The organism is Streptomyces sp. DI166, from assembly GCF_900091315.1.
GTDB classification, from domain to species: domain Bacteria; phylum Actinomycetota; class Actinomycetes; order Streptomycetales; family Streptomycetaceae; genus Streptomyces; species Streptomyces fuscus.
Genome location: NZ_FLSP01000061.1, coordinates 39,327 through 53,022, shown reverse-complemented (window position 1 = coordinate 53,022; position 13,696 = coordinate 39,327). Strand labels below are relative to the sequence as shown.

Below are 13,696 nucleotides of genomic sequence, written 5' to 3'. Positions count from 1 at the left end.
GCAGGCCACGCGGCCTTCGCAGCCGGAACGCAGGCCCAGCGCCCTGCGCCGCCTCGTGCGCTGGTGGCGGGGTTACTGACCGGCCCAGTCGGCGTACGAGTCCCAGGCGCCGAGCGTCCGTCCGCTGCGGAAGCGGTGCTCGACCCCCGTGACCGGATCGGTGAACTCCAGTGCCCGCGCCAGCAGTTGCAGCGGGCGCCGGAAGTCACCGGCCGGCACGGGGTCGGCGACCCTCGGGTAGAGCGGGTCGCCGAGGATCGGCACGCCCAAGGCGTTCATGTGGACCCGCAGTTGATGGGTCTGTCCGGTCGACGGCAGCAGCCGGTACCACCCGAGTCCGTTGTTCCGGTGCTCGACGAGCTCGATGCGGCTGACGGCGTTCGGTTCGCCCGGCACCTCGCGGGCGGCCATCTCCCCGCGCTCCTTGACGATCCGGCTGCGTACGGTCGTGGGCAGCGTCAGCGCGGGATCGTACGGCGCGACGGCCTCGTACTCCTTGCGCACGCGCTTGTCGCGGAACAGCGTCTGGTAGGCGCCGCGTTCCTCGGGGCGCACGACGAACAGCACCAGTCCGGCGGTCAGGCGGTCCAGACGGTGCGCGGCGCCGAGCGCGGGCAGGTCCAGTTCGCGGCGCAGCCGGGCCAGCGCGGTCTGGGTGATGTGGCTGCCGCGCGGGGTGGTGGCGAGGAAGTGCGGTTTGTCGGCGACGACGATGTGCTCGTCGCGGTGGACGATCCCCAGCTCGAACGGCACGGGCACCTCGTCGGCCCGTTCGCGGTGGAACCACACGAACATGCCCGGCTCGTACGCCGTGTCGCGGCCGAGGGGCTGCCCGTCGGCCCCGAAGAACAGCCCCTCCTCGAACATCCGCTCAACGAGCCCGTCTCCCGCGGAGAGCCGCTCGACCAGATGCTCCCGTACGGTCGCCCACCGTCCCTCGCCGGGCAGCCGGACCCGTACCGGGTCGACGCCGTCGCGCTGGGGGAGCGGGGAGGGCGGGGGAGGGGTCCTGCGTCTCACGCGGCGGGCGCGCCTTCCTGTTCCGCCTCGATGCGGGCGTTCCACTCCGGCTTGGACGCCTGCCAGCCGTCCTCGTTGTGGCCGAGGCGCCAGTAGCCGGAGACCGACAGGTCCTCGCGCGGGATCTGGCGCTCCACCCGCAGCAGCCGGCGCAGATCCTTCACGAAGGCGGCCTCGCCGTGCACGAAGGCGTGCAGCCGGCCCTCCGGGAAGGCGAAGGAGCGCACCGCTTCGACGACGGCCTCGCCGACCGGGCGGTCGTCGCGGTGCAGCCAGGTCACCTCCACGTCGGAGTCGATCTTCTGCTCCTCCTCCGGGCCCGCGATCTCCACGAAGGCGTGGGCGCGCGCACCGGCGGGCAGTGCCTCCAGGGAGCGGGCGATCGCGGGCAGCGCGCTCTCGTCACCGGCCAGCAGATGCCAGTCGGCGGTGGGGTCGGGTGTGTAGGCGCCGCCGGGGCCCATGAAGCGCACCGTCTCGCCCGGCTGCGCCCGCAGCGCCCAGGGGCCCGCGAGGCCCTCGTCGCCGTGGATGACGAAGTCCAGGGTCAGCTCCCGGTGCCGGGTGTCCCAGGAGCGCACGGTGTAGGTCCGGGTCACCGGCCACTGGTCGCGCGGGAACTCGTCCCTGATCCGGTCCAGGTCGAACGGTTCGGGATAGGTGACGCCCGGGGGGCCGAAGAGGAGCTTCACATAGTGGTCGGTGCAGGTGTCCGCGGCGAAGGCGGCGAGGCCTTCACCGCCGAGCACCACGCGCTGCATGTGCGGGGTCAGCCGTTCGGTGCGGACGACCTGCGCGGAGTGGAGCCTGCGCGGCTTGCGGGCAGGGCGTTCTGCCATGACGGCCTCCCTCGAATTAGCTTAGGGTTACCTAAGTTAGCACCTTCGCGGGGAAATGACCTCTACGACAAGGCTAATGACCCCAGCGGCAAAGGGCGCGAAGGAGAATGTAAGGGACGAATTCCCGGTCCGCCGCACCTCATTCACTCGATGGGGAACGTTCCTGCACGAGCATGCACACCGTTTCACACCGCCAGCGTCGTCAGCAGCCGTTGCAGGGAGCCCCCGAGACCCCAGCGCTCCGCCAGCTCCTTCAGCGCGCCCGGATCGCGCGGGGCGTGCGGCAGCGCGGTGTCCACCTCCGGCAGCGGTACGTCGTCCGCGACCCGCACCACCTTCGGTGCCACCGCGACGTACGGCCGCGACTCCTCAAGTCGCTTGCGCTGCGACGGCGTGAACTTCGCCCGCGGGTCGTCCAGCGCCGCCATGATCCCGGCCAGGTCGCCGAACTCCGCCAGCAGCTTCGCCGCCGTCTTCTCGCCGATGCCCGGCACGCCCGGCAGCCCGTCGCTCGGGTCGCCGCGCAGCAGCGCCAGATCCGCGTACCCCCGGCCGTCCACGCCGTACTTCTCGCGCAGCCACGCCTCGTCGGTCAGCTGGAGGGTGCCCACGCCCTTGAGCGGGTACAGCACCCGCACCCCGCGCGCGTCGTCCACCAGCTGGTACAGGTCCCGGTCGCCGGTGACGATGTCCACCGGGCCCTCGGCCCGCGCGGTGAACGTACCGATCACGTCGTCCGCCTCGTACCCCTCGACGCCCACGCGCGCGAGGCCCAGGGCGTCCAGTACCGCCTCGATGATCGGCACCTGGGGCGAGAGGGTGTCCGGCACCTCCTCCTCGTCCGGCCCGGCCTCGCGCTCCTCGGCGACCCGGTGCGCCTTGTAGGAGGGGATCAGGTCCACCCGCCACTGCGGGCGCCAGTCGGCGTCCATGCACGCGACCAGCGAGTCCGGGTGGTGGTCCTTGACCAGGCGGTCGATGAATTCCAGCAGCCCGCGCACGGCGTTCACCGGGGTGCCGTCCGGGGCCCTCACGGAGTCCGGCACGCCGAAGTAGGCGCGGAAGTACAGCGAGGCGGTGTCGAGGAGCATCAGTCGTCCGGTCACGCCTCGCATCATGCCGTACGTCACTGACAGCGGCCGCCCGGCGCAACGGGCTGTGTCCTGCCCCCGACGCAACGGGTTGTGTCATACGCAAAGTTTTGTGGCCTGGACCACTTGTCCGTTTGCCCTCGGGGATCAAGGGCAGGCGCGCCCTCGGAGCGATGTCGTTTCGGTGTCAACCGTCGCCGGCACGCTCCGCTGTCTTTGTCGTCGAAGCAAGAGGTATCCGTGTCAGCGAGACTAGAGGCCGAACACCTGTACAAGGTGTTCGGCAGGCGGGAACAGCAGGCGGTGGAACGGCTCCGGGCCGGAGCCGACCGGGAGGAACTGCGCGCGGACGGCACCACCGCGGCCGTCATCGACGCCTCCTTCACCGTGGAACCCGGCCAGATCTTCGTCGTCATGGGCCTGTCCGGCTCGGGCAAGTCCACGCTGCTGCGCATGCTCAACGGCCTGCTGGAGCCCACCGCCGGACACGTCCGCTTCGACGGCCAGGACCTCACCGCGCTCGGCGCGCGCGAACTGCGCGAGGTCCGCGCCCGCAAGATCAGCATGGTCTTCCAGCACTTCGCGCTCTTCCCGCACCGCAGTGTCCTGGAGAACGCCGGCTACGGCCTTGAGGTCCAGGGCGTCGCCAAGGCCGAGCGGCTCGCGCGGGCCACCGAGGCGCTGGAACTGTGCGGACTGAAGGGCTGGGAGAAGTCCTGGCCCGACGAGCTGTCCGGCGGTATGCAGCAGCGCGTGGGCCTGGCCCGCGCGCTGGCCACCGACGCCGACCTGCTGCTCATGGACGAGTCCTTCAGCGCGCTGGACCCGCTGATCCGCCGCGACATGCAGGACCAGCTCCTGGAACTGCAGACGAAGCTGAAGAAGACCATCGTCTTCATCACCCACGACCTCAACGAGGCCATGCGCCTCGGCGACCGGGTCGCCGTCATGCGCGACGGCCGGATCGTCCAGATCGGCACCGCCGAGGACATCCTGGTCCGCCCCGCCGACGACTACGTCGCCTCCTTCACCCAGGACGTCGACCGCTCCCGGGTGCTCACCGCCGCCGCCGTCATGGACCGCGACGTGCGCGGCGACGAGGCCGACTGCGGCTGCGAGAGCGGCTGCGAGACCGCGACCCCGGACACGCCGTTCACCGAGCTGTGCGCGATCAGCGCCCGGCTGACGCACCCGGTCGCGGTGCTGGACGAGAGCCGCACGGTCGTCGGAGTCGTCCCGGGCAGCCGTCTGATCGGCTTCCTCGGCGAGAGCACCCCGGAGGTGGCCCGTGCCTAGGATCGAGTTCGGCTCGTGGGTCAACGACTCCGTCGAGTGGCTCACCACCCACATGGGCTGGCTGTTCGACTTCTTCGAGCAGGTCTTCCGCGGCGCCTACGACGGCGTCGACGCCGTCCTCCAGGCCCCCGAGCCCCTGCTGCTCGTGGGCATCTTCGCGGTGATCGCGTGCTGGCTGCGCGGCGCCCTGGCCGGTGTCCTCACCTTCGTCGGCTTCGGCTTCGTCATCTCCCTCGACCTGTGGGAGAACGCGATGATCACCCTGTCGCTGGTGCTCGTCGCCACCGTCATCGCGCTGGTGATCTCGGTGCCCCTCGGCATCTGGGCGGCGCGCTCCAACCGGGTCAGCGCGATCGTGCGGCCCGGCCTGGACCTGATGCAGACGCTGCCCGCGATGGTCTACCTGATCCCGGCGATCCTCTTCTTCGGCAGCGGCGCCGCCGCCGGCATCGTCGCCACCCTGGTCTTCGCGCTCGCCCCCGGCGTCCGCATGACCGAGCTGGGCATCCGCCAGGTCGACAAGGAACTCGTCGAGGCCGCCGAGGCGTTCGGCACCACCCCGCGCAACACCCTGCTGCGCGTCCAGCTGCCGCTCGCCCTGCCCACCGTGATGGCCGGCGTCAACCAGGTCATCATGCTCGGCCTGTCCATGGCGGCCATCGCCGGCATGGTCGGCACCGGCGGCCTCGGCGGCGACGTCAACGAGGCCATCGGCCAGCTCAACATCGGCCTCGGCGCCGAGGCGGGCATCGCCATCGTGATCCTCGCGATCTACCTGGACCGGATGACCAGCGCGCTGGGCACCCAGGTCTCCCCGCTCGGCCGCCGCGCCGCCGCCCGGGCGCGTGCCGCACAGGGCCTGAAGATCTGGTCGTACCGGCCCCGCGCCTCCGTCGCCGTGGTCGGCGTCGTCGTGCTCGCGCTCGTCGCGGGCGGCATGGGCGTCTTCGGCGGCGGCGACAGGGCCGAGCCGGTCGCGGGCGGCAAGGACGTCGGCCAGGGCAAGAAGATCAGCATCGGCTACATCCCGTGGGACGAGGGCGTCGCCTCCACCTTCCTGTGGAAGGAGATCCTGGAGCAGCGCGGATACGACGTCGAGACCAAGCAGTTCGACGCCGGGCCCCTCTACACCTCGCTCGCCCAGGGCGACATCGACTTCCAGACCGACTCCTGGCTGCCCGTCACGCACGAGCAGTACTGGAAGAAGTACGGCGACCGCCTGGACGACCTCGGCTCCTGGTACGGCCCGACCTCCCTGGAACTGAGCGTGCCCGCCTACATGAAGGACGTCGACTCCCTCGACGACCTCAAGGGCAAGGCCGGGCAGTTCGACGGGAGGATCACCGGTATCGAGTCCAGCGCCGGAATGATGAGCCTGCTCAAGAGCAAGGTCCTCAAGGAGTACGGCCTGGACAAGGAGTTCAAGGTCGTCGACAGCTCCACGCCCGCCATGCTCGCCGAGCTCAAGCGCGCGTACGAGAAGAAGGAACCGATCGTCGTCACGCTGTGGTCGCCGCACTGGGCGTACAGCGACTACGACCTGAAGAAGCTCAAGGACCCCAAGAAAGCCTGGGGCGAGGGCGACGAGGTGCACACGCTGGCCCGCAAGGGCTTCGCGAAGGAGAACCCGGCCGTCGGCGAGTGGCTGAAGAACTTCACGCTCACCGAGGAGCAGCTCACCGGCCTTGAGTCCGAGATCAACAAGGCGGGCAAGGGCAGGCAGCAGGACGCCGTGCGCGCCTGGCTGAAGGGCAACCCCGGTCTCGTCGACGAGCTCGCCCCCGTCCAGGACACCGGCACCCCGGCCGAGGCGAAGCGCGCGCTGGACGTGGCCTGGTTCCCCTGGGACGAGGACGTCGCGGTCACCTACCTGTGGAAGAACGTCCTGGAGCGGCGCGGCTACAAGCTGAACCTCAAGCAGATGGACGTCGGCCCGGTCTACACCGGCCTCGCCTCCGGCGACCTGGACCTCAACTTCGACGCCTGGCTGCCGCACGCCCAGAAGAACTACTGGGACCGGCACAAGGACAAGCTGCACGACCTGGGGACCTGGTACGAGCCGACCTCACTGGAGATCGCGGTGCCCTCGTACGTGAAGGGCGTCGACTCCCTGGCCGATCTCAAGGGCAAGTCCGGGCAGTTCGACGGGAAGATCATCGGCATCGAGCCCGGCACCGGCGAGATGGACCTGCTCAAGAACAAGGTGCTGCCCGGCTACGGCCTGGACAAGGAGTACAAGGTCGTCGACGGCTCCACTCCGGCCATGCTCGCCGAGCTGAAGCGGGCCTACGCCAAGAAGGAGCCCGTCGCCGTCACGCTCTGGTCCCCGCACTGGGCGTACAGCGAGTACGAGCTGACCAAGCTCAAGGACCCCGAGAAGCACTTCGGCGAGGGGAACACCATCCGGACGATCTCCAACAAGGAGTTCCCCGAGCGCTACCCGCAGCTCACCGAGTGGATCAAGAACTTCCGGATGAGCGAGGAGGAGCTGGGCACCCTGGAGCGGGAGATCAAGGACCGCGGCCAGGGCCATGAGGAGGAGGCCGTCGCCGCCTGGATCGAGGAGCACCCCGGCATCGTCGAACGGATGACTCCGGCCGCCTAGCGAGCGACCGCAGCCCCGATTCCGGCGGGCGCCCGGCACATCTGACGGTGCCGGGCGCCCGCCCTTTTCCGTGCCGCTTCCGTGCCGCTTTCCTACCGTTTCCATGCCGCCGAAATCCGGCCAACTAGGGCCGATGGGCCTCTCCTGCCGGTCCCACCAGGTACTTCCGCCGTCGCCGCGGCACCTGGTACAGCTTGAATCGCACACAGTCCGCGGGTGTCCGCGCTCCCGCGGTGGCGCGAAGTATGAGGTCGCGGGCACGGGCGTATGACGGCGATGTGACGGCCGCATGAAACGGTTTGCCGAACATGCGTAGGGTGCAAGGAACTCTTCAGAGGACTCGGCGCGGGACACACGGGTGAAGGAGGGAGCCGGAGCCATGGGCGACCACAAGGAACAGCCCCTGCGCGTGGGCGCGGCCGTGCGCCGGCGCCGTCGTGCCCTGGAACTCACCCTCGCCGTCGTGGCCGAGCGCAGCGGACTGTCGGTGCCCTTCCTCAGCCAGGTCGAGAACGACAGGGCCCGCCCCTCCCGCAGCTCCCTGGAGAAGCTCGCCGACGCCCTGCGCACCACCGCCGTCGAACTCCTCGCCGCCGCCGACCCGGCGTGCAGCGTCGACGTCGTACGCGCCGAGGCCACCGAGTCCACGCCCGAGCCCCGCACCCGCTCCCTGGTGCGCGGCCACCACCAGATGCATGCCTCGGAGTTCACCGGCGACCACGAGGCCGGCCGGGAGATCCAGTACCGCAACGACCAGTTGCTCTACGTCGCCGACGGCGCCGTCGAGATCGAGGCCGAGGGGCGTGCCTACCGGCTCGGCCGCGGGGACACCCTGTACCTGACCGGCGGGGTCCGCCACCGCTGGCGGGCCACGGTGCCGGAGACCCGTGTGGTGGTCGTGGCGGTGGCCGAGCACATCGAGGCGGTCCAGGACCGGCCGCGCTGATGCGCGTCGTCTCCCTGGTGCCGTCCCTGACGGAGGCCGTCGCGGTCTCGGCGCCCGGCGTGCTGGTCGGCGCCACCGACTGGTGCACGCACCCGGCCGACCTGGACGTGGCCAGGATCGGCGGCACCAAGAACCCCAAGACCGAGCGGATCCTCGACCTCGCCCCCGACCTGGTGATCGCCAACGAGGAGGAGAACCGCGCCCCCGACCTCGACGCCCTGCGCACGGCGGGCGTGGAGGTGCTGGTGACCGAGGTCCGCGAGGTGCCGCAGGCCTTCGCCGAGCTGGAGCGGGTGCTGACCGCCTGCGGGACCGCGAGCCGCCCGCGCTGGCTGGACGAGGCCGAGCGGGCCTGGACGGAGCTGCCCGTCCCGGAGCGCCGGACGACCGCCGTCGTGCCGATCTGGCGGCGCCCCTGGATGGTCCTGGGCCGCGACACCTTCGCCGGTGACGTGCTCTCCCGCCTCGGCGTGGACCACCTGTACGCGGCCCACGAGGACCGCTACCCGCGCATCCCATGGGAGGAGCTGCGGGACGCGGCGCCGGACGTGGTCGTCCTCCCGGACGAGCCCTACCGCTTCACCGCCGACGACGGCCCGGAGGCCTTCCCGGGGCTGCCCTGCGCGCTGGTCAGCGGACGGCACCTGACCTGGTACGGCCCGTCACTGGCCGAGGCGCCGCGGGTGCTGGGCGCGGCCCTGCGAGCAGCGCACCGCTGACCAGCCCGCGCGCGGTGTGCGCGGCGGCGGTCAGCCAGGCGCCGACGAGCAGGGCGTACAGGGCGACGGCGAGGGCGTCGTAGACGGCGAGCCCCGTGTGCCGGGCCAGGGACTCGGCACCGGTGACACAGGTGCCGACCGGGAAGGTGAACGCCCACCACGTCATCGCGAACCCCATGCCTCTGCGCCGGGCGCGCACCACGTGCGCGGTGGCCAGCACCAGCCACAGCAGCGCGAACCCCATCACCGGGACCCCGTACAGCACGGCCAGGATGTCGAAGCCCTCGGCGTACGGGGCGGGGACGGCGCCCGGCGCGTACTGCGCGAACTGGCCGACCGCGGTGGTCGACTGCCCGAGCGGGCCCAGCACCAGGAACAGGGTCGGGGTGAGCGCGAGCGGCAGCGGCCCCGCGGTGATCAGGCGGGCGAAGACCAGCGGCAGCATCAGCAGGGTCGCCAGCAGGCTCAGCCCGAACATCGCGACGCAGGCGAGCAGCAGCGTCTCCCGCGCCTGTCCGGCGGGCAGATGCGGCACGAGCTGCGGGCCGAGGGCGGCCGAGACCATGGGTGCGACGAGCGGCAGCAGCCACACCGGCGTGGCCTCGCCCGGGTCCACCCGGTGCCGTACGGCCATCAGGTACGGCACGGCGACCGCGGCCGCGAGTCCCACGGCCGTACCGGCGCCGAACAGCACGATGTCGAGGGCGACCGCCGCCCGGGTGCCGATCCAGTCCCGGCCGACGGTCAGGGCGCCGCCGCCGACCGCGAGCAGGGCCATGGACAGACAGCCGTAGAAGGGCGCCGTGGCGGGGTCGAAGAGGTGGGCGCGGGCCTGGTCGCGGTGGTGGGCCCAGTGCAGGGCGCGGGCCGCCAGGAGGGCGAGCAGCAGGGCCAGGGACAGGGCCCACACCGCGGTGAGCGCGGTGCGCGGGAGGGGCAGCGGGAGCGCGGCGCCGGCGGTGGCGACGATCGCGGTTCCCATGACGCAGGCGTACCAGTTCGGTCCGAGGTGACGGACGGCCCGGGCACGAAGGAGGGGCTGGGCGGCGGTGACCATGGGATCACGGTCGCGCCGAACAGGGGCCACCACCAGGGAGTACGTCCCTATGAGGGCATAAGCTGGGCTTATGAGCAGTGCGGTGACTTCCTCCCTGGCCCATCGCGTGCCGGACCTCGGCGCGCTGGAGCTGCTGCTGGCGGTGGCCAGGCTCGGCAGCCTCGGCGGGGCGGCCCGGGAGCTGGGCATCACCCAGCCCGCGGCCAGCAGCCGGATCCGGTCGATGGAACGGCAGCTCGGGGTGGCGCTGGTGGACCGGTCCCCGCGCGGCTCACGGCTCACCGACGCCGGGGCGCTGGTGACCGACTGGGCGCGGCGGATCGTGGAGGCGGCGGAGGCCTTCGACGTGGGCGCGCAGGCGCTGCGGGACCAGCGGGACTCCCGGCTGCGGGTGGCGGCGAGCATGACGATCGCCGAGTACCTGCTGCCCGGCTGGCTGCTGGCGCTGCGCGCGGGCCGCCCGGACACGGCGGTGTCGCTGCTCGCCGGGAACTCCGCCGCGGTCGCCGAACGGCTGCTCGCCGACGAGGCGGACCTGGGGTTCGTGGAGGGCCTGACGGTGCCCACGGGCCTGGACTCGGTGGTCATCGCCCACGACCGGCTCATCGTGGTCACGGCCCCCGGCCACCCCTGGTCCCGCCGCCGTCGCCCGCTGACCTCCGAGGAACTGGCCGCCACCCCGCTCATCCTGCGCGAGAAGGGCTCCGGCACCCGCCAGGTCCTCGACACCGCCCTCGGCGGTCTGGCCCGCCCGCTGATCGAGCTGTCCTCCACCACGGCGGTGAAGGCGGCGGCGGTGGGCGGCGCGGGTCCCGCGGTACTGAGCGAACTCGCCGTCCGCGAGGAGCTGGCCATGCGCCGCCTGGTGAGCATCCCCATGGCCGATGTGTCCCTGGCCCGTGACCTCAGGGCGGTCTGGCCGACCGGACACCGCCCGGTGGGGCCCGCCCGCGACCTGCTGCACCTCACGCGGGCGTAGGAGCGTTCCTACCGGCGTCGGCACTCCTCCACCAGCGCCCGCATCACGCGTACGTCCTCGCCCATCTCCGGGTGCCACTGCACCCCGAGCACCCAGGCGTCGTCGGGCAGCTCGACCGCCTCCACCGTGCCGTCCTCCGCGTGCGCCGAGGGCACCAGACCGGCGCCGAGGCGGTCCACGCACTGGTGGTGGAACGTCGGCACGGAGGCCTCCTCCGGGACGATCGCGGCGTAACGCGTGCCCGGGACCGGTTTGACCGGGTGCCGCCCGAAGACGCCGACCACTTCGGCGTGCCCCTCCAGATGCTGGACCAGCGTGCCGCCGAGCGCGACGTTCAGCAGCTGCATGCCCCGGCAGATCCCGAGCAGGGGTTTGCGTGCCGCCAGCGCGGCCTCGATCAGGGCCAGTTCCCAGGCGTCCCGCTCCCGCGCCGGGGGACCGGTGCGCGGGTCGCGCTCGGCGCCGTAGCGCACCGGCTCCACATCGGGCCCGCCCGCGACGACCAGTGCGTCCAGCCGGGCGACCGTCGCCGCCGCGTGCTCGGGCGCGTCCGGCGGGAGCATCGCGGCCAGGCCGCCCGCGCGCTGGACGAGCCGGGGGTAGCCGGAGGGCAGCAGCGCCGCCTCCAGTTCCCACCCCCTCCAGCGCGTCCCGGCCTCCAGATAGGTGCTGACGCCGATCAGCGGCCTGGCCTTCGTACTCAAGACTCCTCCAGTTCTCTCGGCTCAGTCCCGTGACAACTCTGCCTCGGCCGCGGCCAGCGCCGCGAACTCCTCCTCCGGCGCCTTGGCCACCAGGTGCTTCCTGCTGTACAGGCCGAAGTAGGCGAGGGCCACCAGGTACACCGCCAGCGCGATGAACGCGGCCGTCACGTCCACCAGGAACGTCGCGACCAGTGCCGCGCAGGCCAGCACCAGCGCCACGGCGGAGGTGGCGATGCCGCCCGGCGTCCGGTACGGCCTTGGCAGCTCCGGCTCGCGGCGGCGCAGCACGATGTGGGACAGCGACATCAGGGCGTAGGAGATGGTCGCGCCGAACACCGCGATGTTGAGCATCCGCGCGCCGTTGCCGGTGCCCGCGGCCAGCGCGAAGCCGATCGCGCCCGGCACCAGCAGGCCCAGCCAGGGCGCCTTGCGGCGGCTGGTCAGGGACAGGAACTTCGGCAGGTATCCGGCGCGGGACAGCGCGAACAGCTGCCGCGAACCGGCGTAGATCAGCGAGAAGAAGGACGCGACCAGGCCCGCGAGCCCGGCGTAGTTGACGATGCGGCTGAGCGTGGTCGGCTCGCCGTCCGGCTGGAGCGCCTCCACCAGCGGGTTGCCCGCGTCCATGACCGCCGAGGAGCCGCGCGCCCCGGCCGCCGTGAAGAAGGTGATCAGGGCAAGGGCCACCAGGATGCCCATGGACCAGCGGATCGCGCGGGGCAGCGTGCGGGCCGGCTCCTTGGTCTCCTCGGCGGCCAGCGGCACACCCTCCACGCCCAGGAAGAACCACATGCCGAACGGGAAGGCGGCCCAGATGCCCAGCAGGCCCATCGGCAGCCAGGAGCTCGCGCCGAACGCCTCGGAGTCGACGGGGATGTCGTCCAGGGCGGAGGCGTCGAAGTCGGGCAGCGCGGCCAGCGCGAAGACCAGCAGCGCGGCCACCGCGATGCCGGTGACGACGAAGCTGAAGCGCAGCGCCTCGCCGACACCCCACAGGTGGATGCCGATGAAGACGACGAAGCACGCCAGGTAGACCGGCCAGCCGGACTCCAGGCCGAACAGGCCCAGCGACTCCACGTAGTCGCCGATGAAGATGGCGATCGCGGCGGGCGCGAGCACGTACTCGATGAGGATGGCCGTGCCGGTGAGGAACCCGCCCCAGGGGCCGAGCGCCCGGCGGGCGAAGCCGTAGCCGCCGCCGGCGGTGGGCAGGATCGACGACAGCTCGGCCAGGGCGAGGACCATGCAGGCGTACATGGTGCCCATGAGGACCATGGCGATCGCCAGGCCGCCGAAGCCGCCCTCGGCGAGGCCGAAGTTCCAGCCGGAGTAGTCGCCGGAGACGACGTAGGCGACGCCGAGGCCGGTCAGCAGCAGCCAGCCGGCGCTGCCGCGGCGCAGCTTCCGGCGTTCGAGGTAGTCGTCCGGTTCGGTGGAGGTCCCGGAGGTGGTGGACGGAAGGGTCATGGGGCGTCTCCCCAGGGGGCGGTGGATGGGGACTGCAATGGCATGGATCCAGACCTTTGTGGGGCCATACCTTCGCGGTGCGGGCCGCCCGAGCGCAAGACCCGTGTGTATCGCCTCCGTAAACTCTCACCGTCCGGGACGCGGATTGCGGGAGCGCGATCCCGTCCGGTGCGCCGCCCGTGAGTACGCTCCTCCGCCCAGGCCCGGAGGGGCCGTCGGCTCAGGTCAGGAACCCCCGCAGCAGGGCCGCCGTCCCCGCGCAGTGCTCGCGCATGACCTCGCGGGCGCCGTCGGTGTCGCCCTCCAGGACCGCCTCGACCAGGGCGGTGTGCTGCTGCTGGGAGTGTTCGAGGTTGCGCACCAGCAGCGGGATGCAGTCCAGCAGGTCGTTGACGCCGGCCCGGACCGCCGCGTACTGCGCGGTCAGCGTCGGGGAGCCGGACAGCTCGGCCAGGGTGAGGTGGAACAGGGTGTCCTGCCGCCGGTACTCGGCGAGCGGGGCGTCGCGCGTGCCGGCGAGGGCCTCGCGCAGCCGGTCGGCCTGCTCGTCGGTCAGGCCGTGCGCCGCGCACAGCTCGGCCGCGCCCACCTCCAGCACCTCCCGGAAGCGCAGCACGTCCTCGATGTCCACCTCGGCGATGCGCCGCCGCAGTTCGTCGCCGCCGGTCTCGGTGGGGCGGGGCAGCACGAAGGTGCCGCCGTAGCGGCCGCGCCGGGACTCCACCAGACCCTGGTCCTGGAGCACCTTCAGCACCTCGCGCAGGGTGACGCGGCTGATCCCGAGCCGGTCGGCCAGCTCGCGTTCGGCCGGGAGCCGCTCGCCGGCCGGCACCAGGCCGAGCCGCACCACCTGGAGGATCTGCTCCAGCGCCTCCTCGAACCCGCTGCCCGCCCGCACCGGCCGCAGCACCGGCGCCAGCCGGTCCCCGATTCCCTCGGCGACTTCTCCGGTCATCTGGCCGCGCCCCCTTCC

General features: G+C 72.0%; 12 protein-coding genes. 5 read left to right on the top strand and 7 right to left on the bottom strand.

Going from position 1 to position 13,696, the window contains the following annotated elements; all coding sequences use genetic code 11:
* Positions 1–72: 72 nt before the first annotated feature.
* The 3 genes from GA0115233_RS26345 to GA0115233_RS26335 form a co-directional block, all read right to left on the bottom strand.
* Entirely contained in the window at positions 73–1,020 is a 948-nt protein-coding gene (locus GA0115233_RS26345; RefSeq protein ID WP_093722785.1) for an RluA family pseudouridine synthase, read from the bottom strand.
* The gene (locus GA0115233_RS26340) at positions 1,017–1,859 is read right to left on the bottom strand and encodes a siderophore-interacting protein (protein WP_093722784.1); all 843 of its coding nucleotides are present in this window, start codon (positions 1,857–1,859) and stop codon (positions 1,017–1,019) included. The genes GA0115233_RS26345 and GA0115233_RS26340 overlap by 4 nt, the downstream gene beginning before the upstream one ends.
* 185 nt (positions 1,860–2,044) lie before the next feature.
* Complete coding sequence (locus tag GA0115233_RS26335) at positions 2,045–2,974, bottom strand: 5'-3' exonuclease (protein WP_255310357.1); 930 nt, start codon at positions 2,972–2,974, stop codon at positions 2,045–2,047.
* A gap of 216 nt (positions 2,975–3,190) precedes the next feature.
* On the opposite strand from GA0115233_RS26335, the gene GA0115233_RS26330 reads away from it, so the two are divergent.
* The 4 genes from GA0115233_RS26330 (at position 3,191) to GA0115233_RS26315 (ending at position 8,516) form a co-directional block, all read left to right on the top strand.
* Positions 3,191–4,246: a quaternary amine ABC transporter ATP-binding protein gene (locus GA0115233_RS26330; RefSeq protein WP_093722783.1), complete on the top strand. Its 1,056-nt coding sequence runs from the start codon at positions 3,191–3,193 to the stop codon at positions 4,244–4,246.
* The gene (locus tag GA0115233_RS26325) at positions 4,239–6,851 is read left to right on the top strand and encodes an ABC transporter permease/substrate binding protein (protein WP_093722782.1); all 2,613 of its coding nucleotides are present in this window, start codon (positions 4,239–4,241) and stop codon (positions 6,849–6,851) included. The genes GA0115233_RS26330 and GA0115233_RS26325 overlap by 8 nt, the downstream gene beginning before the upstream one ends.
* A gap of 379 nt (positions 6,852–7,230) precedes the next feature.
* The gene (locus tag GA0115233_RS26320) at positions 7,231–7,797 is read left to right on the top strand and encodes a helix-turn-helix domain-containing protein (protein ID WP_093722781.1); all 567 of its coding nucleotides are present in this window, start codon (positions 7,231–7,233) and stop codon (positions 7,795–7,797) included.
* On the top strand, positions 7,797–8,516 hold the full coding sequence (locus GA0115233_RS26315; RefSeq protein ID WP_093722780.1) for a helical backbone metal receptor: 720 nt from the start codon (positions 7,797–7,799) through the stop codon (positions 8,514–8,516). Before GA0115233_RS26320 ends, GA0115233_RS26315 begins: the two co-directional genes overlap by 1 nt.
* Here the strand turns inward: GA0115233_RS26315 and GA0115233_RS26310 are convergent.
* A complete protein-coding gene (locus GA0115233_RS26310) occupies positions 8,428–9,573 on the bottom strand; it encodes a TDT family transporter (protein ID WP_093722779.1) in 1,146 nt (381 codons plus the stop codon). The two genes, GA0115233_RS26315 and GA0115233_RS26310, sit on opposite strands and share 89 nt — an antisense overlap.
* A 70-nt stretch (positions 9,574–9,643) precedes the next feature.
* Between GA0115233_RS26310 and GA0115233_RS26305 the strand changes: the two genes are divergently transcribed.
* The gene (locus tag GA0115233_RS26305; RefSeq protein ID WP_093722778.1) at positions 9,644–10,552 is read left to right on the top strand and encodes a LysR family transcriptional regulator; all 909 of its coding nucleotides are present in this window, start codon (positions 9,644–9,646) and stop codon (positions 10,550–10,552) included.
* An 8-nt stretch (positions 10,553–10,560) separates the two neighbouring features.
* On the opposite strand, the gene GA0115233_RS26300 is transcribed toward GA0115233_RS26305, so the two are convergent.
* The 3 genes from GA0115233_RS26300 to GA0115233_RS26290 form a co-directional block, all read right to left on the bottom strand.
* The gene (locus GA0115233_RS26300) at positions 10,561–11,256 is read right to left on the bottom strand and encodes a gamma-glutamyl-gamma-aminobutyrate hydrolase family protein (protein ID WP_093722777.1); all 696 of its coding nucleotides are present in this window, start codon (positions 11,254–11,256) and stop codon (positions 10,561–10,563) included.
* A 21-nt stretch (positions 11,257–11,277) separates the two neighbouring features.
* Positions 11,278–12,723, bottom strand: a complete 1,446-nt coding sequence (gene eat / locus GA0115233_RS26295) for an ethanolamine permease (RefSeq protein WP_093722776.1) — start codon at positions 12,721–12,723, stop codon at positions 11,278–11,280.
* A 220-nt stretch (positions 12,724–12,943) separates the two neighbouring features.
* Positions 12,944–13,678, bottom strand: a complete 735-nt coding sequence (locus GA0115233_RS26290; RefSeq protein WP_093722775.1) for a FadR/GntR family transcriptional regulator — start codon at positions 13,676–13,678, stop codon at positions 12,944–12,946.
* Between the last annotated feature and the right edge of the window lie 18 nt (positions 13,679–13,696).